The sequence below is a fragment of the Exiguobacterium sp. s138 genome (assembly GCF_018618775.1).
In the GTDB taxonomy this organism is placed as follows: Bacteria; Bacillota; Bacilli; order Exiguobacteriales; family Exiguobacteriaceae; genus Exiguobacterium_A; species Exiguobacterium_A artemiae.
In genome coordinates this window covers 1-23,116 of record NZ_JACSMW010000005.1, presented here as the reverse complement: position 1 = coordinate 23,116, position 23,116 = coordinate 1, and the positions used below count along the sequence as shown (strand labels likewise).

General features: G+C 47.5%; 21 protein-coding genes. 5 read left to right on the top strand and 16 right to left on the bottom strand.

Features of this window, described 5'->3' with window-relative positions; translation table 11 throughout:
* Positions 1–88: 88 nt before the first annotated feature.
* Entirely contained in the window at positions 89–1,822 is a 1,734-nt protein-coding gene (pnpS, locus tag KNP91_RS11475) for a two-component system histidine kinase PnpS (RefSeq protein ID WP_012371072.1), read from the bottom strand.
* The gene (locus KNP91_RS11470; RefSeq protein ID WP_012371073.1) at positions 1,819–2,526 is read right to left on the bottom strand and encodes a response regulator transcription factor; all 708 of its coding nucleotides are present in this window, start codon (positions 2,524–2,526) and stop codon (positions 1,819–1,821) included. Before KNP91_RS11470 ends, pnpS begins: the two co-directional genes overlap by 4 nt.
* 215 nt (positions 2,527–2,741) lie before the next feature.
* Between KNP91_RS11470 and KNP91_RS11465 the strand changes: the two genes are divergently transcribed.
* Entirely contained in the window at positions 2,742–3,173 is a 432-nt protein-coding gene (locus KNP91_RS11465; RefSeq protein WP_369835016.1) for a divergent PAP2 family protein, read from the top strand.
* An 86-nt stretch (positions 3,174–3,259) separates the two neighbouring features.
* On the opposite strand, the gene KNP91_RS11460 is transcribed toward KNP91_RS11465, so the two are convergent.
* From KNP91_RS11460 to dnaE, 11 genes are all read right to left on the bottom strand, one after another.
* On the bottom strand, positions 3,260–4,399 hold the full coding sequence (locus KNP91_RS11460) for a zinc-dependent alcohol dehydrogenase (RefSeq protein ID WP_012371075.1): 1,140 nt from the start codon (positions 4,397–4,399) through the stop codon (positions 3,260–3,262).
* Positions 4,400–4,562: 163 nt separating this feature from the next.
* Entirely contained in the window at positions 4,563–5,495 is a 933-nt protein-coding gene (gene mdh, locus KNP91_RS11455; protein ID WP_114595258.1) for a malate dehydrogenase, read from the bottom strand.
* Positions 5,496–5,517: 22 nt separating this feature from the next.
* A complete protein-coding gene (icd, locus tag KNP91_RS11450) occupies positions 5,518–6,792 on the bottom strand; it encodes an NADP-dependent isocitrate dehydrogenase (RefSeq protein ID WP_012371077.1) in 1,275 nt (424 codons plus the stop codon).
* 69 nt (positions 6,793–6,861) lie between these two features.
* Positions 6,862–7,974 (bottom strand): citrate synthase, encoded by a 1,113-nt coding sequence (gene citZ / locus KNP91_RS11445; RefSeq protein ID WP_214763320.1) that lies wholly within the window; start codon positions 7,972–7,974, stop codon positions 6,862–6,864.
* Between the two features lie 217 nt (positions 7,975–8,191).
* On the bottom strand, positions 8,192–8,662 hold the full coding sequence (locus KNP91_RS11440) for a DUF441 domain-containing protein (RefSeq protein WP_012371079.1): 471 nt from the start codon (positions 8,660–8,662) through the stop codon (positions 8,192–8,194).
* 57 nt (positions 8,663–8,719) lie between these two features.
* Positions 8,720–10,468 (bottom strand): pyruvate kinase, encoded by a 1,749-nt coding sequence (pyk, locus tag KNP91_RS11435; protein WP_214763313.1) that lies wholly within the window; start codon positions 10,466–10,468, stop codon positions 8,720–8,722.
* Positions 10,469–10,550: 82 nt separating this feature from the next.
* Positions 10,551–11,513, bottom strand: a complete 963-nt coding sequence (gene pfkA, locus KNP91_RS11430; protein ID WP_285801107.1) for a 6-phosphofructokinase — start codon at positions 11,511–11,513, stop codon at positions 10,551–10,553.
* 153 nt (positions 11,514–11,666) lie between these two features.
* Complete coding sequence (locus KNP91_RS11425) at positions 11,667–12,602, bottom strand: acetyl-CoA carboxylase carboxyltransferase subunit alpha (RefSeq protein ID WP_012371082.1); 936 nt, start codon at positions 12,600–12,602, stop codon at positions 11,667–11,669.
* Entirely contained in the window at positions 12,589–13,449 is an 861-nt protein-coding gene (accD, locus tag KNP91_RS11420) for an acetyl-CoA carboxylase, carboxyltransferase subunit beta (RefSeq protein ID WP_012371083.1), read from the bottom strand. The genes KNP91_RS11425 and accD overlap by 14 nt, the downstream gene beginning before the upstream one ends.
* A gap of 21 nt (positions 13,450–13,470) precedes the next feature.
* Positions 13,471–13,989: a FadR/GntR family transcriptional regulator gene (locus KNP91_RS11415; RefSeq protein ID WP_214763301.1), complete on the bottom strand. Its 519-nt coding sequence runs from the start codon at positions 13,987–13,989 to the stop codon at positions 13,471–13,473.
* A 102-nt stretch (positions 13,990–14,091) separates the two neighbouring features.
* On the bottom strand, positions 14,092–17,259 hold the full coding sequence (gene dnaE, locus KNP91_RS11410; RefSeq protein WP_214763299.1) for a DNA polymerase III subunit alpha: 3,168 nt from the start codon (positions 17,257–17,259) through the stop codon (positions 14,092–14,094).
* 154 nt (positions 17,260–17,413) lie between these two features.
* Between dnaE and KNP91_RS11405 the strand changes: the two genes are divergently transcribed.
* On the top strand, positions 17,414–17,608 hold the full coding sequence (locus KNP91_RS11405) for a YtzJ family protein (protein WP_114595250.1): 195 nt from the start codon (positions 17,414–17,416) through the stop codon (positions 17,606–17,608).
* 57 nt (positions 17,609–17,665) lie between these two features.
* Here the strand turns inward: KNP91_RS11405 and KNP91_RS11400 are convergent, their stop codons facing one another.
* Complete coding sequence (locus tag KNP91_RS11400) at positions 17,666–18,604, bottom strand: DHH family phosphoesterase (protein ID WP_214763297.1); 939 nt, start codon at positions 18,602–18,604, stop codon at positions 17,666–17,668.
* A gap of 66 nt (positions 18,605–18,670) precedes the next feature.
* On the opposite strand from KNP91_RS11400, the gene KNP91_RS11395 reads away from it, so the two are divergent.
* Positions 18,671–18,988 (top strand): YtpI family protein, encoded by a 318-nt coding sequence (locus KNP91_RS11395; RefSeq protein ID WP_012371088.1) that lies wholly within the window; start codon positions 18,671–18,673, stop codon positions 18,986–18,988.
* Between the two features lie 40 nt (positions 18,989–19,028).
* Here KNP91_RS11395 and KNP91_RS11390 read toward each other — a convergent pair whose 3' ends face one another.
* On the bottom strand, positions 19,029–20,339 hold the full coding sequence (locus KNP91_RS11390) for a DRTGG domain-containing protein (protein ID WP_012371089.1): 1,311 nt from the start codon (positions 20,337–20,339) through the stop codon (positions 19,029–19,031).
* Between the two features lie 156 nt (positions 20,340–20,495).
* Here KNP91_RS11390 and KNP91_RS11385 point away from each other — a divergent pair, with 156 nt between their 5' ends.
* Positions 20,496–21,599 carry a M24 family metallopeptidase gene (locus tag KNP91_RS11385; RefSeq protein WP_214763295.1) on the top strand — a complete coding sequence of 368 codons (1,104 nt, stop codon included), beginning with the start codon at positions 20,496–20,498 and terminating at the stop codon, positions 21,597–21,599.
* 59 nt (positions 21,600–21,658) lie between these two features.
* Here KNP91_RS11385 and KNP91_RS11380 read toward each other — a convergent pair whose 3' ends face one another.
* Entirely contained in the window at positions 21,659–22,384 is a 726-nt protein-coding gene (locus tag KNP91_RS11380; RefSeq protein ID WP_214763293.1) for an SDR family oxidoreductase, read from the bottom strand.
* Positions 22,385–22,536: 152 nt separating this feature from the next.
* Here KNP91_RS11380 and KNP91_RS11375 point away from each other — a divergent pair, with 152 nt between their 5' ends.
* A complete protein-coding gene (locus KNP91_RS11375) occupies positions 22,537–22,974 on the top strand; it encodes a universal stress protein (protein ID WP_026827730.1) in 438 nt (145 codons plus the stop codon).
* Positions 22,975–23,116: the final 142 nt, after the last annotated feature.

Below are 23,116 nucleotides of genomic sequence, written 5' to 3'. Positions count from 1 at the left end.
CCCGACATGGGAGCTGAACCAGTCGAGGCACAGATGATGAAGAAGGTACTTTAAGCATACGATTCTTCTGTAAAGGAAATATGAAGTCTTATCCCTTTTTCGGTAAACGTATCGTAAAAGTCGTTCCTTGATTTTCTTCGGATTCCACGTCAATCGTTCCGTGATGCAGATCGATGATATGTTTGACGATTGCGAGACCAAGACCTGTCCCGCCCGAGTTCCGGCTCCGGGCTTTGTCGACCCGGTAAAAACGTTCAAAAATCCGTTGCATCTCTTTCGGATGGATTCCGATTCCGTCATCTTTAATCCGCAGCATGACAGCCTCTTCTCCGTCCTCAAGACTAATCCAGACATTTCCGCCGTTCGGAGTATAATTCAACGCGTTCGCCACCAGATTGACGACGACTTGCTTCAGACGATTTAAATCTGCCCGGATGAAGACTTCCTCTTCCGTTTCAAGGTGAATCGTCATCTGTTTTTCAGTTGCTTTTCGCTGGAGCAGCGTGGCTGTTTCGTGGAGTAAACTCGTGACATCGACAATTGTCGTTTCCAGTTGGTAATTATCCTGTTCAAGACGGGATAATTCGAGTAAATCTTCGACCAGCGTCTGCATCCGCTCGGATTCATCATGAATGATGTTCAGGAACTGCTCCCTGATTTCCGGGACGTCCTGGGCACCATCGAGCAGCGTTTCGGCAAATCCTTTGATTGACGTCAGCGGTGTCTTCAGCTCATGGCTGACATTGGCGACGAAGTCCTTCCGCATCTGTTCAAGCTTTTTGATTTCCGTAATATCGTTAAATACGACTGTCGTCCCCTGAACGCGTCCGTTTTTCCCAAAAATCGGTGCCGCACTGACCATGAAAGTCCGACTGTTCAATCCAAACCTGACACTCGATTGTTTCCGGTTCGGTTTTTCCGTCAGATAGACATCTTCGATGACCTGACTCATCTTTTCATTCGGTAAAACCCGGTAGTACAATTGTCCATTCGACTGACCGTAGATATTAAACATTTCCCGGTATGTCCGATTAACCAGAAGAACATACCCTTTCTCATCGATCAGCATCAAGCCGGCTCCCATGTATTCAATCAGTGACTCGAGTCGCGCCCGCTGCATCGCTTCGCCGGAAGACGCATTCTCTAAATTCCGGGCTAACAGATTAATGGATTTCCCGAGATCTCTTGATTCATCCGGTGCCGTCAATTCATAAACCCGGGATTTGTAGTTCCCATGTGACAATTCGTGTAAGACTTCTGTTGCTTCCGCAATCGGACGCAGGAAACGCTTTGTCGAACTGTAGACAGCAAAGAAAATGATACAAAACGATGTCAACAGCGATAAAATGATGACGGTCCAAATCCGTGAATAAATCATATTTAAATCTTTTGTATAGCGGATGAAACTGATATAGACTTCCCCCCCGTCAGCAGTCAGGACGGGTTTCGTATATTGCAGACTCGTCTCATCGACTTTCGATTCGAAGGTCCCATCATTCGGAATGGCAGAAAAATTGATAGCCCGAACGTTCAACTTCGTGACATCGATCGGGGTTCCGGCAATGATTTCCCCGCGACCGTTAAATAAAATCATGTCGAAATTCGATTCAGCATACATCTTATCAACGTAAGCTGCCATATCCGGCACTGTCCGCTCCCGTAAAATGGATTCCACCAGTGAAGTCTCATCCACTAATTTTTCTTTTTCATTATTGATATAAAAATCTTTAAATGATTGTCCAAGCAAAAAGCCCAGTGCGATTAAGACCAGGCTGATGAAAGACAACATTTTCAGAATGAATCGTTTGCGGTATTTACTCATTCCGCTTTCGGCTCCTCCATCTTGTAACCTAATCCGCGAATCGTTTTAATGTAGATCGGCTTTTTCGTATTCGGTTCAATCTTTTCCCGGACATGACTGATATGGACGTCGACGATTCGTGTATCCCCAACGAAGTCATAATTCCAGATGGCGGACAATAATTGGTCCCGTGTCAAGACACGTCCCTTGTTTTTTGCGAGATACACTAACAGCTCAAATTCCTTTGGTGTTAATTCAAGTCGCTCTTCCGCCTTGAACGCTTCGTAGTTGTCCGGTACGATTTTGACGTCTCCAATCAGAATCGTTCCATCCGTCACTTCCTCCGCGACAGTTTGCTGGTTCATCCGGCGCAGGATCGCTTTGACACGGGCGACGACTTCACGCGGACTGAACGGCTTCGTCAAATAATCATCTGCTCCGAGTTCCAGTCCGAGCACTTTATCGAACTCATCATCTTTTGCCGTCAGCATTAAGATCGGGGTATTGATTTTTTGTTGGCGTAGTCGCTTGCAGACTTCCAGTCCATCCAGTTCCGGTAACATGAGATCCAGGACAATTAACGCCGCATCCTGTTTCTCCGCTAACTTCAACCCTGTCATGCCATCATGGGCCGTTTCAACAACAAATCCGGCTTGCTCTAAATTAAATTTCAAAAGTGTGGCAATCGAGAGTTCATCATCAACAACGATTATTTTATCTTTCAAGACAGTTAGCCTCCTCAGCACATTTCATCTTTGAATGAGGAATTCCGTGGAATCCGCTTCTTCTGTCTTCATCTTAACGACTTTCGCTACTAAACCACAAATCTTTCTGGTCTTTCTTTACATAATCTTTAAGGTCGGACACTTTCTTCCAGTAGTTTCCCGTGTTGAAATGGCGGAATTGGGGAAACAGTTACATATCGTGATCATGTGGAGGAATGAATATGGAATGGAATCACCCGCTGTTTGCAGCAATTACGGCCTGGTTTATCGCACAAGCCGCTAAACTCGTCACCGGTTTAATCAAAACAAAAAAATTTGACCTTGAAATCATGTTTGCTTCAGGGGGCATGCCGAGTTCACATAGTTCGACTGTCGTCGCACTGGCTGTCGTGATTGGTTTTCAAGAAGGCTTTAGTTCTTCCCTGTTTGCACTTGCCGCCATTTTCGCTGTCATCATCATGTATGATGCGACCGGCGTTCGCCAAGCCGTCGGGTTACAGGCCAAGCTGTTAAATGATTATTTCAAAGGAATCCGGCACAAGACACCTTTGCTCAATGAACTGGTCGGACACACCGAGTTCCAGGTCTTCGTGGGTCTTCTGCTTGGTCTTGCCGTAGGTTTCCTATGGCCCGTCTTGTTCTTCTGATCGTAACGCCCACCCGGTACATCGGATATAATTTTTTCACATAAAAGACCGCTTCGGATATCGAAGCGGTCTTTTTGCTGATTGCGTTATGGTTTTAAAATGACTTTAATGCACCCGTCCTCATGATCGTTAAACGTTTGATAGGCATGGGCTGCCTGTTCCAAATCGATTTTGTGCGTAATGATATCGGTTGGATCAAACTCCTGATTGATGATTTTTTGGAACAATTCGGGCATCAGATGAACGACCGGAGCCTGTCCCATCTTGAGCGTGATGTTCCGCGTAAAGAAATCTCCGAGCGGGAACTGATTGTATTTTTTGGCATAGACACCCGTCAATTGGACGGTTCCAAATTTCCGAACAGCATCTTTCGCGATATTGATGGCACTCAACGTTCCGCCTTGCAAACCGACTTTTTGTTCCACTTTTTCAACAGCCGACATCTTACCGTCCAGTCCGACACAATCAATGACGACATCTGCGCCGCCCTGAGTCAGTTCCTTCAGATATTGACCGGTCTCTTTGTGATCCTGCAAATTGACTGTTTCGACGCGGTTCGTCATCTTGGCATGATTTAACCGGTATACCTGCTGATCCACGGCAATGACCCGTTTTGCTCCTTGCATCCAGGCAAATTTCTGTGTCATCAATCCGACCGGCCCCGATCCGAGAATGACGACCGTATCCCCTTTTTTGACTCCCGAATTGATGACGCTCCAGTATGCTGTCGGAATGACGTCTGATAAAAACAACAACGCTTCGTCTTCCAGTTCACATGATTCAGGAACAACGAGCGGCATGAAGTTTCCAAACGGGACTTTTAAGTACTCTGCCTGACCGCCCGGATGCCCGCCGAATTCTTCCGTAAATCCGAAATACCCGCCTGTATCAACATGAGGGTTTCCATTAGAGTTATCGCACTGACTCTCCATATCGTGTTCACAAAAGAAACAATGTCCACACGCGACGTTGAACGGCAGGACAACTCGGTCTCCCCGCTTGACCTTCGTCACATCCGGACCAACTTCTTCAACAATCCCCATCGGTTCATGTCCAATGACATAATCTTTTTTCGCCGGCATGTTTCCTTGATAGATATGCAAATCTGACCCACAGATGGCAGTAGACGTAATCTTGACGATGATATCATCGTTCTTCTCAATCGACGGATCCTGGACATCTTTCACTTCGACATTTTTTGTACCTTGATACGTAACGGCGCGCATGAAATTTCCCCCTTTAAAGTTTTTAAAAAAAGGTCTACTGTAAAGGTTTACCCTAAAAACCAGGCATTTATGTTACATGTTTCTTACAAAAAGAAGATTTTTTAATCCAATACAAAAAGACACCCAATCTATTGATTGGATGCCTTGTTTACTAAAATTGAAGTCAGAGCATTTCCAACACAGAACGGACCGTTGAAACAGATCGATCCAGCCCTTGCTTTTCTTCTGACGTCAAGTCCAACTCAAGTACCTGTTCTACGCCGTTCCCACCAAGAATGGTCGGAACACCGAGATACAAGTCCTCATACCCGTATTCTCCTTCGAGATAGGCAATCGCCGGCAAAATGCGCCGCTGATCTTTTAGAATCGCTTCCACCATCTCGACGATGGCCGCTGCCGGTGCGTAATAGGCCGAACCATTCCCGAGTAACTGAACGATTTCACCGCCGCCTTTGCGTGTCCGTTCGACGATGGCAGCTAATCGTTCCGGTGTCAGCAGTTTCTCCAGCGGAATTCCGCCCGCGTAGGAATAACGTAACAACGGTACCATATCGTCGCCATGCCCACCGAGCACGAATCCGGAGATATCCTTAACGGAGACATTCAGTTCCATTGCGACGAACGTCCGGAAACGTGCTGTATCGAGCACACCGGACTGACCGATGACGCGTTCTTTCGGAAAACCGGATGCTTGAAAGACGGTATACGTCATCGCATCGACAGGGTTCGTCAACACGATGATGATCGATTCCGGTGCATGGGTCACGATTTCTTTCGTGACGGCTTTCATGACGTTTGCATTCGTGCTGACAAGATCTTCACGACTCATCCCCGGTTTTCTGGCAATCCCCGCCGTAATGACGACGATGTCAGAACCTTGAATGTCTTGATAATCAGATGTCCCGTTGATCCAGGCGTCAAAACCTTGAATCGGTGCTGTTTCCTGCATATCAAGTGCTTTTCCTTTGGTTGCGTTTTCCTGTTGCGGCATATCGACGAGCACGATATCCCCTAACTCTTTTTGAGCGAGATACAGTGCCGTCGTCGCTCCAGTAAATCCGCTACCAATCACCGAAATCTTTTTCCGTCGATTCATTGTCCCGTCCCCCTATGCAAGATTACATATTCTTGATGAGTTCATCTGCGAATTCAGAACATTTCACTTCTGTTGCGCCATCCATGAGACGTGCGAAATCATATGTGACGACTTTGCCTTCAATTGATTTTTCCATTGACTGAATGATTAAGTCTGCGACTTCATTCCATCCGAGGTGACGGAACATCATTTCTCCTGAAAGAATGACAGAAGATGGGTTTACTTTATCAAGTCCTGCATACTTCGGTGCTGTACCGTGAGTCGCTTCAAAGATTGCGTGGCCCGTCATGTAGTTGATGTTGGCACCCGGTGCAATCCCGATTCCGCCGACTTGTGCTGCAAGCGCATCTGAAATGTAGTCTCCGTTTAAGTTCATTGTTGCAACGACATCGAATTCTTTTGGACGCGTCAAGATTTGTTGTAAGAAGATATCAGCAATCGAGTCTTTAACGATCAATTTGCCGGCTGCTTCTGCTTCAGACTGTGCTTTGTTCGCTGCATCAGCACCTTCTTCATCTTTGATACGGTCATATTGGTTCCATGTGAAGACGTGTTCTGCATATTCACGTTCTGCGAGTTCATAACCCCAGTTTTTGAATGCGCCTTCCGTGAACTTCATGATGTTTCCTTTGTGGACGAGCGTCAATGAAGCGCGTTTGTTTTCAAGTGCATATTCGATTGCTGCACGGACAAGACGTTCTGTTCCTTCTTTTGAAATCGGCTTGATTCCGAGACCAGATGTTTCAGGGAAACGGATCTTGTTGACACCCATCTCTGTTTGCAGGAAGTTAAGTAATTTTTGTGCTTCTTCGCTGCCTGATGCGTACTCGATTCCAGCATAGATATCTTCTGTGTTTTCGCGGAAGATGACCATATCTGTATCTTCTGGACGTTTAACCGGTGAAGGAACGCCTGTGAAGTAACGGACCGGACGAAGACATGTATATAAATCAAGTTCTTGACGAAGCGCAACGTTTAACGACCGGATTCCGCCGCCGACTGGTGTCGTGAGTGGTCCTTTGATTGCGATGATATGTTCACGAATCAGATCAAGTGTTTCTTCAGGAAGCCAGTTGCCTGTTTTGTTGAAGGCTTTTTCTCCGGCGTAGACTTCTTTCCACTCAATTTTCTTCTCGCCGTTATATGCTTTTTCGACAGCAGCGTCGAAGACACGAACTGCAGCATTCCAGATATCAGGTCCAGTGCCATCACCGATGATGAATGGAATGATTGGTGAATTCGGTACATTAAGTGTTCCGTCTGTTACTGTGATGTTTTCGCCTTGAATTGTAGCCATTTGTAAAATCCCCCTTGAATATGATTGATGTCATCAAAAAGCAGGAGAGGATTTCTCCTCTCCGCCTTTTTAACGTTCGTTCATGGACACGTATGTCCGGTGTGTTTCACCAATATAATCGGCGCGTGGACGAATGAGGCGGTTGTCGCTATACTGCTCTAAAATGTGCGCTAACCAACCTGACATACGACTAACGGCAAAGATTGGTGTAAACAATTCCGTATCAAGTCCAAGTGCATGGTACGTCGAAGCCGAATAGAAATCAACATTTGGTTTCAATCCTTTTTCCGATTGGACGATTTCGTCAATCTTCACTGACATCTCATACCATTTCGGTTCTCCGATTTGTGCTGTCAATTGACGGCTCATCTCTTGGAGATGCTTCGCACGCGGGTCGCCGTCCTTATAGACACGGTGACCGAAGCCCATGATTTTTTCCTTGTTCTTAAACTTATTATGAACATACTCGTCAACCTTTTCAACTGAATCAATTTCAACCAACATCTTCATGACAGCTTCGTTCGCTCCACCGTGAAGCGGACCTTTCAAAGCACCCATGGCAGCCGTGACACCTGAATAGATGTCAGACAACGTCGCGACACAGACACGCGCCGTAAATGTTGAAGCGTTCAGCTCATGATCCGCATGCAGGACAAGCGCCTGGTTAAAGGCTTTTTCTGCTACTTCTGTCGGCTCTTCGCCTGTCAGCATGTAGAGGAAATTCGCTGCATATGAAAGTCCAGCTTTCGGTGCAACCGGCTCTTGACCTTTTTTGATTCGTGCATATGCAGTCACGAGTGTCGCAATCTGCGCTTGGAGTTTGATGGCTTTAGCGTAATTCGCCTCTGTCGACATATCTTCCGCCGATTCATCATATAATGCAAGTTGTGACAAAGCCGTTCGGATGGCTGACATCGCGTTAGCGGTTTTTGGCGCCACTTTTAATGTCTCAAGGACTGCCGGTGCAACCGTCGCTTCAGAAATCAAAGCTTCTGACAATTGCTTCAGTTCGTCTTCTTTTGGTAAGCGGTCATTCCAAAGTAAAAAGACCACTTCTTCAAATGAGGCGTGCTCCGCCAAATCATCAATTGTATACCCACCATACGTCAACTGACCATCGATGATCGAACTGATCTTCGATGATGTTGCGACGATTCCTTCTAAACCTTTTGTTTGTGTCATACAAAAATCCCCCTTTTTTTCCCCCAGAAATTTAAAACGCTTTCATTTCCGTATTGAAAAAAAGACGTCTAAGCAAGAGTCGTTCCCCACATCGAACCGTTTGCTCCTGAATAGACCATCTTGTTTCTGTTCTTAGTATAAACAAAATTAACCAAAAAGTGAACGAACTTGCATACTATTATCAAAAAATTAATTCTGTTCCCTATTACAACATCCCTTAGCCGCTGATTGCTTTGACGATGATGTCCCACATCCCGATGACAAGAGCGGCGATTCCAGCGCCGATTAAAGGACCGACCGGCACACCCCGAAACAATCCGACTGCAAGAATCGTTCCGGCAAGCAACGCTGTCGTGACGAGGGGATCTTCCTTCATCAGACCCACACCGTGGGCCGCAATGATTGCGACAAAAATTCCCGCTAAAAACGAAATGATACCGATATGTCCCCGTACGCTGTTGAGCAGTTCCCTGAATCCGATGTCTCCCGTAGCAATCGGTACCAGGATGGCCGCTGTGATTAACGTGACTCCCCAGGTGATGCCTTTCGCCTGTAAAGACGGAAACAGACGTCCGTCGAGACCAATCGCCTTAATGATCAGCAAAAAAGCAGCTGCAATGATCAATGATTTGTTTTGAGCGATGACACCGATCAACACGAGACCGATCAAAAACAGATAGGCTTCCATGTTAAAACCCCCGATTTGAAAAAACGGATATGGCTTTCGCCACATCCGTTTCAGTGATTATGCGTTGTACAATTTACCTGTTAACGGATCGATTGAAATACGTTGACCATCCGTGAAGATTGTCATGGCGTTTTCAACACCGACGATAACCGGTTTACCGAGTGAAGGACCAACGATTCCAGCATGGCTAGTCAATCCGCCGTCTACTGTGACCATTGCTGCAGCCATCTCGATTGCAGGCATCATGTCGCGATCCGTTGAGTTCGTGACAAGAATCATGCCTGGTTTTGCTTTTGCGTTTGCTTCTTCAGCTGTATGCGCGATGACGACTTCGCCAACGACACCACGTTCACCGATTCCGCGACCGTTTGTGATTTCTTTACCGACGATGTGAATTTTCAACATGTTTGTTGTACCTGCTGTAAGAGCCGGGATACCTGCAGAGATGACGACGAGGTCACCGTCTGTGACGAATCCTGCTTCTTTTGCTGTATCAGCAGCAAGTGTCAACATGTCATCCGTGTTGTCTGAGAGGTGATCGACAACGATCGGGTAAACACCCCAAACGATGTTGAGTTGACGTGCAACACGCGCGCTCGGTGTGACGGCAACGATATTTGGCTCTGGACGGTATTTTGAAATCCGGGCAGCTGTGTAACCAGACTGTGTCGGTGTCAAGATTGCTTTTGCGTCCAGGTTGATGGCTGTATGCGTAACCGCTTGAGCGATCGCATCCGTCACAGTGTGCTCACTGCGTGTTTGACGATCTTTCAAGAGCATTTTGTAGTCGAGCATTTTCTCCGTACGCTTCGCAATCGTGTGCATCATTTGAACAGATTCAATCGGGTAGTCCCCGGCTGCTGTTTCACCTGAAAGCATGATGGCATCTGTTCCATCAAGAATTGCGTTGGCGACGTCTGATGCTTCCGCACGTGTCGGACGCGGGAAACGTTGCATCGAGTCAAGCATCTGCGTTGCTGTGATGACCGGTTTACCGTAATCATTACAGATTTTGATGAGATCTTTTTGTGTCGGCGTGACTTCTTCAGTCGGAATTTCGATCCCGAGATCACCACGTGCGACCATCAAACCGTCAGAAATCGCGATGATTTCTTCGATGTTGTCGACACCTTCCTGGTTTTCGATTTTCGGGAAGATTTTGATGTGGCTGGCATTGTGTTTTTCGAGCAATTGACGAATCGCAACAACGTCAGACGCACGACGTACGAATGAAGCAGCGATCAAATCGATGTCGCTCTTAATTCCGAACTCGATGTCTGCGATGTCTTTGTCTGTCAAAGCAGGCAAGTTAACTTTTACATTTGGTAAGTTAACCCCTTTTTTCGTTTTAATGATTCCTTCGTTTTCGATGTCGCAAAGAAGTTCACGGTTGTCGAGTTTTTCTGCGACACGGAGTCCGATTAACCCGTCATCAAGCATAATCATTGAACCGACTTCGACATCATCGTATAAACCGTCGTATGTGACAGAGAACTTGTCAGCTGTACCTACGATTTCGTTTGCGTCACCGCTGACGACGATGACTTGTTTGCCGCGTGCGAGGAGGGCTTTACCTTCTTCAAACGTATGCGTGCGGATTTCCGGACCTTTTGTATCTAAAAGAATCGTAACTAATTTGTTTGCTTCTTCTGCTGCACGACGGATATCCGTGATGCGGGCACCATGTTCTTCATAGTCACCGTGTGAGAAGTTAAGACGAGCAACGTTCATACCCGCTTCAATCATTTCTGGAAGACGTTTTTCTGACGCCGGTCCAATCGTACATACAATTTTAGTTCTGCGCATATTCCATAAACCTCCTAGAATGTTTGGCTGTTCGATCACAATGCCAATAAACCTATACCAATACGACGAATGTCAGTCTACCTTAGATGGATAGTTGTTTTGACAACTCTAAGATTTCGAGATCCAGTTCGTGTTTGTTTTCATCCAATGCTTCGTCGATATCAAGATCGACCATCTTACCGCCGCGTACACCTACGACACGTCCTTGCTTACCTTCAAGCAGGATGTCAATCGCATAGGCACCCATCCGGCTTGCCAGTACACGGTCAGCAGCTGTCGGCGCACCGCCGCGTTGAACATGACCTAATACCGTGACACGTGTATCAAGTCCTGTTTCCTTGGCAATCTCGTCTCCAACATCCTGCGCACGTCCGGCACCTTCCGCTACGATAACGATCGAGTGTTTCTTACCACGATTGACACCGCTTTGAATCCGGTTCAAGACTTCTTTTAAATCTTCCGGACGTTCCGGAACCAGGATTGATTCCGCTCCGCCGGCTAATCCAGCATATAGTGCGATATCCCCTGCGTCGCGTCCCATGACTTCGATGACATATGTCCGCTCATGTGACGACGCCGTGTCACGGATCTTATCGATGGCTTCGAGTGCCGTATTGAGGGCTGTATCGAAACCAATCGTGTAATCCGTACCCGGGATGTCGTTATCAATCGTTCCCGGAAGACCGATCGTCGGGAAACCGAGTCCCGTCAATTTTTGAGCACCACGATAAGACCCGTCACCACCAACGACGACGAGTGCATCGATTTCGAATTTCTTCAGATTGACGACAGCTTTCGCGCGTCCTTCTTCAGTCCGGAATTCCGGGCAACGTGCAGAACGCAGGAACGTTCCACCCCGTTGGATGATGTCACCGACTGAACCAAGGTTCAATTGGACGAGATCTCCGTTAATCAGACCTTGGTATCCGTTGTAGACACCAAACACTTCCAGTCCATGAAAAATCGCCTTACGTGTTACAGCACGCACTGCGGCATTCATGCCGGGTGCATCGCCACCACTTGTTAAAACAGCAATCCGTTTCAAACTCACGTTAATCACCTCTCTATTAATCTTAGTCTAAAATAGCACGTAGTTTTGTTGTTTTACAACAGGGCAGACTGCATAAACTTTCTACAGCAGTTTGTTCATCCTCTCACGAAATAAGGACTGCCAATCATGATAGCGATTACATGCAGGTTATGTGCCAATTTGGTGATATTTTTCTGTACGCTTCTCGATTAACTGTTCTGGTGTCAAACGGGTCAGTTGGGCAAGCTTTTGTTCTAGAACAGATTTTAGTTTGTCCGCCTGTAATGAAACATCTAAATGCGCTCCACCGATGACTTCTGAGATGATGCCGTCCGCAATCCCGAGTCGCAGTAAATCAGGCGCCGTGATTTGCATCGATTCCGCCGCTTTCTCCGCGAGACTGGCGTCTTTCCAAAGAAGGGCAGCTGCACCTTCAGGTGAAATGACGGAGTACGTGGAGTTCTCCAACATCAACAGCTGATCGCAGACACCGATTCCGAGTGCTCCGCCCGATCCGCCTTCGCCGATGACGATCGAAATAATCGGGACCGGCATTCCGGCCATTTCAAACAGGTTTTTCGCAATGGCTTCACTTTGTCCGCGCTCTTCCGCTGCACGGCCGGGATATGCGCCTTTTGTATCAATGAATGTAATGATGGGACGATTGAACTTCACTGCTTGTTGCATCAACCGTAAAGCTTTCCGGTACCCTTCAGGATGCGGCATACCAAAGTTACGGCGGATATTTTCCTTCGTATCTTTCCCCCGCTGATGACCAATCACCGTTACGGCTTGTCCATTCAGCATTGCAATACCTCCGACGATGGCTGCATCGTCATATCCATGCCGATCACCATGCAATTCAATGAAGTCGTCACAAATCAAGCGCACATAATCGAGTGTCGTCGGACGTTCCGGGTGCCGTGCCAGTTGCACACGGTTCCACGCTTTCATATTCCCGTAAATATCGAGTTCTAACCGACGCAGCCGCTCTTCCAATAAATTCAGTTCTTCTTTGAAATCAAGGCCTTGCGTCTCTGCCATATCGTGCAGTTCTAATATTTTTTTGCGCAATGCGATTACTGGTTGATCAAATGGTTGCATGATTGGTTTCCTCCGAGTGCATCATCAGAATTCGTGTGTAGTAGGTTTTCAAGTCGTGTCGCGATACGACATCGTCGAGTTGTCCCGCCTGCAGTAAGAACTCTGACGTTTGGAAGTCTTCCGGTAATTTTTCACGAATCGTCTGTTCAATGATCCGCCGGCCGGCAAAGCCGATCAAAGCGCCGGGTTCTGCGATATTAAAATCGCCTAACATGGCAAAACTTGCCGATACTCCACCTGTCGTCGGATGCGTCATACATGAAACGTACAGCAATCCGGCATCAGAATGCTGTTTCAGGAATAAGCTCGATTTCGCCATCTGCATCAGGCTGACCATTCCTTCCTGCATCCGTGCTCCACCTGAAGCTGAAAAAATCGTTACGGGTAATCTTTCTTTTGTCGCGTAACGGATTGCTTCCGAAATCGCTGCTCCGACTGCTGCTCCCATTGAGCCCATCCGGAAACGGGCGTCCATGACACAGGCGACGAGCGGATATCCATTGACTTGACCGACACCGCAGACAATCGCTTCTTCAAGTCCTGTCCGCACTTGATCACCTTTCAGCTTTTCAGGGTAATCCTGAAAATCGAGTGGATCGGCCTTGACTGCCGGTAAATCAAAATACGTAATCGTTCCCGCATCAAATAATTGTTCAAATCGTTCAGTCGCTGTTAACGGATGATGGTATCCACAGACACAGACTTTTAAGTTCGCTTCGAGTTGTTTCGTATATTGGATCAGTTTGCACTTCGGACATTTTGTCATTAAACCAACCGGTACATCGACCCGCTGTTCCTTTGACGTCAGAGTGACAAATTTTTTAGGTTTTCGAAAAAATGCTTGCACGTTAGTTCCCCCTTGTGGTTCCTACGAGCGTTTTAGAAAAGCTTCCCGTTCCGCTCGCGTATAGAGCTCCCCTTGACCAAAACTTTGATAGAAGGCATTCACTTGCCGCCAGATCCGCTCAAACAAATCATTGTCGATTGTAGCGATCAGCGTTTCCCGAAATGCCGCATCGGAATCGACGTGCGCTTCTAGAATGGACGCGTCCGCGAGTTGAACAAACGCTGCCTGTTCAAGCAAACGAAGTGTTCCTGCCAAATCTTCAAATTTTGAATCGCCGGTCACTAAAAATTGTGCGATGATCTGAATGTAGGTATGGTCATCCCGGTTTAAAAGAAAACTGCCTCCCCCGTGCCTTGTCTCGATGATTCCGAGATAAGCGAGCGTCCGAAGTGCTTCCCGCACCGAAGGACGGCTGATCGACAGTCGTTCTGCCAATTCACGTTCTGATGGAATTCGATCTCCCGGCACAAAGCCATCCTTTTCGATCATCGTTTTGATTGCTGAAATATTCGTTTCAAAAGCATTCCGCTTTTTCTCCATTTTGTACAGCACCACCTTCCTGACGCATGCGTCATTTCCTTATTCCGGCGGTCATTGGTCAGACCAATTACCCCTTATTATAACAAATCTTATTACCTACTACTAGTTCGAACGCGGCACATTTTTCAGGATGATATTCGCTTCCCCGAAGCGAATCCGGAGTTGCGCCATCAATTCCTCTTCCTGTTGAACGGCATAAATTCCCGGCAGCGGCTTGGTTTCATTCGTATCGGCATAACGAACGACGACCGGAATGTCACCCGGGGCCGATTCGAGCATCCGTTCCAGAACAGCGAGATCATTTTTAGACGGCAGTTTGACGAATAGGACGTCCTGCCCCAAAGGACGCAAGCGCTCGAGGACGAATTGACGATCTCCCTCACGTTCCTGCACCTTCACTTCAATTAACAGCACGTTTCCGATATACAACGAACGTTTGAACGCGGCATACTGTTGCGGAAAGACAACGACTTCCTCCGTCGTATACCCGTCGACGGCATGAATGACTGCCATTGTCTGGGCACGCTTCGTTTTGAATTCACGGATTTGCTCGATATAACAAACCAGATAGTTAGTTTGATTCCCTTCAAGGGAGATGGTTTGGAAATGTGTCGTCTCAACAGGCGGCTTCATCGCGGTCATCAATGGAGAATAGGTCAGCCAAAATCCAAGTGACTCGCGCTCAAGACGTGCCCAATCGGTCGCTGTCCGGTTCGTTTGTGTTGTTGTTTTTCTCCGTCCAAGGCTTGCGAGTTCGTCCGGAAGCAGCGTATTTGAAGCCATCGTAAAGTAGTCGAGGACCTCCTGCTCTGCAAGCCCCCGGTCTCCATGAGTCGAACGATCGAATGCCCCGCTGTACAACAACAGCTCAATCTTCGCCCGTTCCTTTTTCCCCCACCCGACTGCCGACAATAACTGTGTGATCGTCTGCGAGGTTTTCGCGGCTTCACGTAACGTATGAAAGTCTTTTTCCGTAATTCCCCGAAGCGTCTGAATTCCGAGCCGGATTCCTTTGCCTTCTAATGTCGAACGGAAATCCGACATCCAAATATCGGGCGGCAATACCGGAAGCCGTTTTTCCCGCATGACGCGGACGAGACGTTCCGGTTGATCAATCGATACCAATGAAAAGATTTGCGGATAATGAGCTTTCATATATCCGAGTGCATAACTGATTTTGGTATAGGCAACAGCATGACTGCGGTTAAATCCATAACCGGCAAACCGTTCGATTTGATCGTACAACGTTTCGGCAACCGTTAAATCAAAACCGTTTTGCAATGCCCCTTCGATAAAACGTTTCTTTTCCGCTTCTACAGACTGACTGCTTTTTTTCGAAATCGCCCGCCGCAGCAAATCGGCTTGAGCCAGCGTAAATCCGGCAACCCGGCGTGTAATCTCCATGATTTGTTCCTGATAGACAATGACGCCGTAGGTCGCGGTTAAAATTTCTTCTAAAATCGGATGAACCATTTGATAAGGTTGACCGGCTTTTCGTTTCGCATAGAGATCGATGAACTTCATCGGTCCCGGACGGAACAGTGACATCGTCGCGACTAAATCCTCAAACCGGTTCGGCTTGACTTCGCGCAGCGTCTGTTTCATCCCTGCCGATTCAAATTGGAAGATTTGATCCGTCTCTCCTTTGGCAAACAACCGTAACGTCGCTTTGTCCTCGTCCGGTATCCGTTCGACCGAGAAATCAGGGTACGCATGCTGAATCAACTGCTCCATCTGCCGTAACCGTGTTAAATTACGTAATCCGAGCAAGTCGATCTTCAGCAAACCTTGTTGTTCGATTGCTTTCATTAAATATTGTGTGACGAACCGTCCACTTGCATGTAAGTCAACCGGTGTCGTCTCGATCAGTTCCTCTGAACCGATGATGACGCCGGCAGCATGAATCGAACGTTGTCTCGGTAATCCTTCGATCGCTTGAGCTAACTGTAACAATTGACGTCGTTTTTCACTGCCCGAGAACCAACGGTAAATGGATGCTTGTTGCTCGAGCCCTTGCAGCGTCGTCACTTTTCCCAATTGTTTTGCCGCCGCGTCGGTTTCATCTTTCGAAAATTCCAATGCCCGTGCCACATCACGCAGGGCGGCTTTCGCTCCAAGAGTCGATAACGTTCCGATTTGACCGACATGTTGCTTGCCGTACCGCTCGACCAGGTACTCAAGCACTTCCTCCCGCCGCGCATCTTCAATGTCAATATCGATATCAGGCATCGTGATCCGTTCCGGATTCAGGAACCGTTCAAATAACAAACCGTACTTCAGCGGATCGACAGTCGTAATCCCGAGGGCATAACTGACGAGTGATCCGGCAGCCGATCCACGTCCCGGGCCGACACGGATTCCTTCACTTTTCGCGTGGCGAACCAAATCTTCAACAATCAGAAAATAGTCCGCAAATCCTGTTTTTTCAATAACTTCGAGTTCATACTGCAGCCGTTTCGTCGCTTCTTCCCCGACATGTCCATGTGCAAGTAAACCATCGTGCGCCAACCGGTTCAGGGCGTGATTCGAATCATCCGTCACCTGTGGAAGAGGACGCGATTGAAACGGTAACGTCAGCGTCTCCTGCGACTCCGCCCACCGTGTTAACAACCGCAATTCCCGGTCCGTAAACTGATCCTGTAATTCTTCCGTCAGTTTAAGATGAGCCGATCGGCTGACCTTTTGTTCAGCGAACATCGTACCTTCGTCAATGGCACGCAGGGCTTGAAACGCATCTGCCTCTTCGCGAAAGAGATAACGGACGGGATCAATCGGAATCGTTTCAATTCCCAGGGCATTTGCCGCTTGACGGTATCGTTCCCTGCTGTCGCGTTCAACAGTCGAACGGACTGCCTTGACACCAAGTAAAATCGTGGCTTTGTGTGCTGATCCCATCCACTGGGCGACGAGACGCCGCAAGCGCGCTTCATCTTCCGGTGCCTGACGTTTCGGTTCGAGGACGGCAATCAGCTCCGAGTAATCTTCAACCGGCATTTCACTGGCCAGCCGGTAAAGTACTTTTAATCCAAGGCTTGTTTTCGCATACCATAGAATCGTAAGTTCATCCGGTTCTATGACTTGTTCGAATCCGACGATCGGAATCAGTTCCCGTTGCTTACAGCCTGCCATAAATGCCGGGACGCCTGTCAAAGAAGTCTCACAAATCGCTGCAGCCGAAAAGCCGCGTCGCTTCACTTCATCGAGATAACGATCCATCCGAATCGTACTTTGCAAAGGACTGTATGCTGTACGGACATTTAGTTGGACCATCCTGTCTCCTCCATCCTCACTTGATTATATTTCGCCTGTAAATGAAACGTTTTCAGAAGTTTCATATCTATGTGTTTCTCAGTCTCGCCATCCCTATCATTTTTCGCTACAATAAAAAGAGAACATCATGACTTGCACGGAAGGAGAGTTTGCCATGATTTTAAACCGTAGCCAAATCGCTCGTGAAAAAGTGGAACAACTGAAATTAGGGGTCACCGCTTTTACCGAGACTGAAGAAATCGCTGAAAAAATTCGTAAGTCCGTCAAAGAACTTGAATTGAATGTCATTGAAGATCATACAGAACGGGGAACTTGGTTCATCCCCCAGGAAGAGGCTTCCACTCATTGATGCAAAAAAGGCTGTTCGCCATGTATCCGAAACAGGATGATGGCGAGCAGCCCTTTTTTATTCGAAAGTAAAGGCTTCTGCCACTTCATTTAAACGGGATACGACCTTATCAACTTCCGTTAAATCCTTGATTGTTGCACCTGATGCCATCGGATGTCCGCCCCCATTGAATTCTTTAGCCACCTCATTGATGACGGGCCCTTTCGAGCGCAGACGGACACGCACTTCCTTATCTGTTTCGAGGAACAAGGCCCATGCTTTTAAGCCTTTCAAGCCTGCAAAACTGTTGACAAGAAGAGAGGCCTGTTCAACGGTCGCATCGAACGTCGCCAACGTATCTTGCGTCAACACGACGTAACCGACGCCTGCTTCCGTCAACTGGATGTGTTGCAACACGTAACCTTGTAACTGTAAAGCGACTAGTTCCGTCTGATACATATTTCGATAGAGCCAATCCGTATCAATCCCTGTATCCAGCAGTTGCGCCGCGACGGAAAACGTCCGGCTTGTCGTCCCTCTGAATTGGAAACGACCTGTATCTCCAACGATTCCTGCATAAAATTGAATCGCTGCAGCGGCCGGGATATCGTACTCCCATTCATTTAAAAGATGGACCAACAGCTCCGACGTAGAACTGACGGTTGTATCGACAATCTGAACGTCTGCGTAAGGATCTTCATCCGGATGGTGATCGATTTTAATCGTCTGTTGCCCGTTCAAGGCTTCCGCTCCATCAATCCGACCTTGATTGGCTGTATCCAGTACAATGACAAGCGCCTGTTGATATTCTGTTGCGTCCACCGAATCAAGTTCTCCCATGAAGGAAAGTGAAGCCGCCATTTCACCCACGGCCTTTATTTTTTTATCGGGAAATCGATTTTGTAAAACCCGTTGCAATCCAAACTGACTGCCTAACGCATCCGGATCCGGACGTTCATGGCGGTGAATGATGATCGTGGATGCTTGTTCAATCAATTGTCTGATTTGTTCTTTCACAGTGCACAGCTCCTCTAAATATTGATATGATACAAATAGATACAGAAAGAAAAGGAGGTCATCCATATGCAGTTTGTTCTCATTCTGTTAATCGTTTTGTCACTCGGCGGATATCTGCTTGCCAAACGACGTGCGTTTCATACGAAAAGCACGAACCGAAAATTTTTATTTAATACGCAAGCGAGCATCTGGCTCAGCTTGTTCGTCATCTTGTTTGCCGTCAACCAATTCGTCTCCGGTGACGGATTGACGACGACGATCGGAAAAGTCGTCTGTTCGATTTTGATCGTCATCGGTGTCGCTTCGTTCATCGCCGGCTTCATCCGCTATAAAAAAATCTATCCGTATGTCGTCCGTGAAATGGAACAGACGGAACAGTCCTAAAAAAGACGGTAGATACCGTCTTTTTTTGTGTCCTGTTACGTTATCGATCAATCAGTTGTGAGGTCACGAGAGCTTTCGCAACGATTTGTGTGCCTTGATACATTTCGACATCCACTTTTCCAAACTTTCGCCCGACATCAAAGACATTTGCCCGGATCGTAATCGTACTCTCGATTTGGACGGGTTTGATGAAATAGATACTGACGTTTTCGATAACGAGATCGCCCTTTTTCATATGACGCAACATCCGGGTCGCCCCTTCGACGAGCAGAGTCGTCAACACACCACTTGAAGCTGTTCCCATGAAGTTCGTCATTTGCGGCGAGACTTCCAGTGAAAGGTAAGGTCCTCTCGCATCTTCCGCCGCCTTGATTTGTCCGGTGATCAAATCATCAAACGTTTCACCGACTTGCGGCTGGCGGTTCGCAAGTTGCAGGGCTTTCAGTACATCCTGTCGGCTGATGATCCCGAGCAACCGACCGTATTGATCGATGACCGGTAACATCTCAATTCCTTCCCACACCATCTGATGCGCGGAATTCGTCACACTCGTCCGGATTCCGACCGTGATCGGATGACGGGTCATGACTTTTTCGACGGGCCAATCGTGCGGACGGTCAATGATATCCTTCGCCGTCACGACACCGACAACCTTCATCTGTTCATCAATGACCGGATAACGATTATGTTTCGTCTGTTCATTGAGTTCATGCCATCTGGAAATCGGATCGTTCGTTTGTAAATAAAACGTATCGTGTAAAGGAATCAAGATATCGGAGACAAGCAGGATTTCTTTTTTGATCAATCGGTCGTAAATCGCCCGGTTGATCATCGTCGCGACAGTGAACGTGTCGTAAGACGTTGAAATGATCGGCAGCTCCATTTCGTCCGCCAACCGTTTTGCGTCTTCCGTCGTATCAAACCCGCCGGTGATCAGGACCGCTGCTCCTGCATCGAGGACCAGTTCATGTGCTTTTTCCCGGTTTCCGATAATGACGAGACTGTCGACATCGATGTAACGCATCATCGCCTCCAGCTTCATGGCGCCGATGACGAATTTCGTCAACGTCTTATGCAGTCCGTCACGTCCTCCGAGAACTTGTCCGTCGACGATATTGACGACTTCCGCAAACGTCAGCTTTTCAATATTTTCTTTTTGTTTCTTTTTAATGCGGATCGTTCCGACGCGTTCAATCGTTGAGACGAACCCTAAATTTTCCGCTTCTTTAATGGCACGGTAGGCCGTACCTTCGGATACCGTTAAGTCCTTTGCGATTTGCCGGACGGATATTTTGGCGCCCACATCGAGATCCTCAATGTGCCGGATGATCTGTTCATGTTTTGTAGGCATGCTGTATCCCTTCTTTTTCCTATATTCTACTCTTCTGTCATTATACTGTACTACTCCAATGAATGAAAAGTGTACTAGTCCCGATTTACGAGAAATGTTTTCCATTTCCAACGATGGTATACTGAATCATGAAACGAACAGAGAGGTGGAAACGATATGTTAGAACGGACAAACCAGATTAGTCGTGTATTACAAGAATCAGGAATTGACGTTGCCTTAATTACGTCAAAAGCGAGTGTCTTTTATTTTTCAGGTGTCTATGCGGAACCCCATGAACGCGTAATGGCCGTCATCGTTGATGCAAACGGGAAACGCGCTCTTTTCTGCCCTGCGCTCGAAGCAAACATCGTTGCCGCAAGTCCATGGGACGGTGAAGTCATTACGTATGCAGACCATGAACATCCCTTTGATAAAATCAGCGAAGCCCTTAAAACATTTTCGATTTCCAATAACCGAATCGGGATCGAGGGTGAACATATGACGTTCAGCCGGTTCAAAGAGTTGGAAGCCCGCCAGGAAAATGCGGCCATCCTTGATATTGGTCAACCTGTACAAGCATTACGCCTTAAAAAAGATGCTCAAGAAATTGAAATTCTCCGCGAAGCGGCCGCACTCGCGGACGAAGCAATCGAAATCGGCAAACAGGCGATTCGTCCAGGTGTCTCGGAAATGGAAGTCATTTCAACAATCGAGTTCGAAATGAAAAAGAAAGGTGTCCGCGAGATGTCGTTCGACACACTCGTTCTATTCGGAGCGAACAGCGCTGATCCGCACGGCGTCCCAGGTGACCGCGTCATTCAAGAAGGCGATTTCGTCCTGTTCGACCTCGGTGTCGTATGGAAAGGATATTGTTCAGACATCACCCGGACTTTTGTTTACGGAGAGGCCAGTGAAGAACAACAAACCATCTATCAAACCGTTCTCCAGGCACTTGAAGCTGCAACAGAAGCCAGCCAGGTCGGCGTGACCCTCGGCACATTGGATCAAGCAGCCCGGAACGTGATTGATCAAGCCGGTTACGGAGACTACTTCACGCATCGTGTCGGACACGGTCTCGGCATCGACGTGCATGAATTCCCGTCACTCGCATCAAACAATTTGCTGACAGCAGAAGCCGGCATCGTCTATACGCTCGAACCGGGTATCTATGTTCCAAACGTCGGCGGGGTACGAATCGAAGACGATATTCATCTGACAGAAAACGGTCCTGAAGCTTTGACACACTATCCGAAACATCTTCAGTCCATCCCGTCCCACTAAAAAGAGAGATCAATTCCGGAATCAGTCGGAATTGATCTCTTTTTTTGCCTTCCTCTTCTTCAAGGACGTGATTGATGGACGACATTGACGCCGCCGGTCACATCTAAAACTGCGCCTGTAATCAGACCGGACTCTTCCGCCAGTAAAAACGAAATGGCCCGGGCGATATCTTCTCCGACACCCGTTCGTCCGACAGGTGTCTGATCATCCGCTGCCGCTTCTTCAATCCGCTTCGATTTATTGTCCCCTACAATATTGCCGGGATTGACCATATTTACTGTGATGCCGTGTTCGGCCTCTTCCAGGGCAACACTTTTCGTCAGACTGACCATACCGCTTTTCGCAGCGGCGAAGGCAGCCCGTTCCACCCACCCGGGTGCAGAAGCGCTCTCCGGAAAACCGTATGTAACGATACGTCCGTATTGTTGGTCGCGCATGATTGGAAGGATTTTTCTTAACAACCAAAAACTAGCTGTCAGGTTACCGGTTACTACTTCATTCCATTCTTCATCCGAATAGTCGACGAGCGATTTCCGTTCGAAGATATACGGCCCCGCATTTAAAATCAACGCGTCAATCCGACCGTGGACAGCCATCGTCTGTTCGACCGCATCCATCAACTGATCTTGATTTGTCACGTCTGCTTGAATCAAATGGAGCCGTTCATAGGAAAATGTCGGTTCCGAGCGATGTAGTGCCGTAACGTGCCAACCTTCTTCAAGCAAACGGCGGGTCACCATCTCACCTAATCCTTTTGTTCCTGCTGTAATTAATGCGTGCCTCATCTTGGCATCGCCTCCTTTCATCTCTTTCCATCTTACGGGTTCCGCTGTCGAAGAACAATTTTAAAATCTCCTTAAATGTTCCTCACCTTCTATTTAAGGGAATGGTATAATAAGGGTGTAAAATCAGACGAACACGAAGGGATGGATACATGATGGCAATCGTATATCACAACATTTTAGTAGCAGTCGACGGATCAAAAGAGGCAGAACGTGCTTTTGAAACGGCGATTGACGTCTCACTTCGAAACAATGCCAAACTCGTCATTGCTCACGTCATTGATACGCGGACTTTCGCGACTGTCGAAGCGTACGATCGGACGATCACCGAACGTGCCGAATCCTATGCGAAAGAACTGCTTGATGATTACGTCAAGACGGCTCAAGAACGTGGTGTCAAAGATGTTGAAGTTGCTATTGAATACGGTTCTCCTAAAGTAACCATCGCCAAAAAGCTTGCACCGAATCATAACGTCGATTTGATCATCTGTGGTGCAACCGGTTTAAATGCTGTCGAACGTTTCTTCATTGGTAGTGTCTCTGAAAGTATTACCCGTTATGCGAAATGTGATGTCTTAATCGTCCGCCTTTAATTGAACTTATTTTCAGCACTCCCTCTAAAAAGAGGGGGGTGCTTTTTTAAGACGACGGTTTGTCAAATTAAGTGCAACACTTCTTCCGTGAAGACCTCGTATGCAGTTTTCCAGTTAAGACATTTTCGTGGTCTCCCATTAA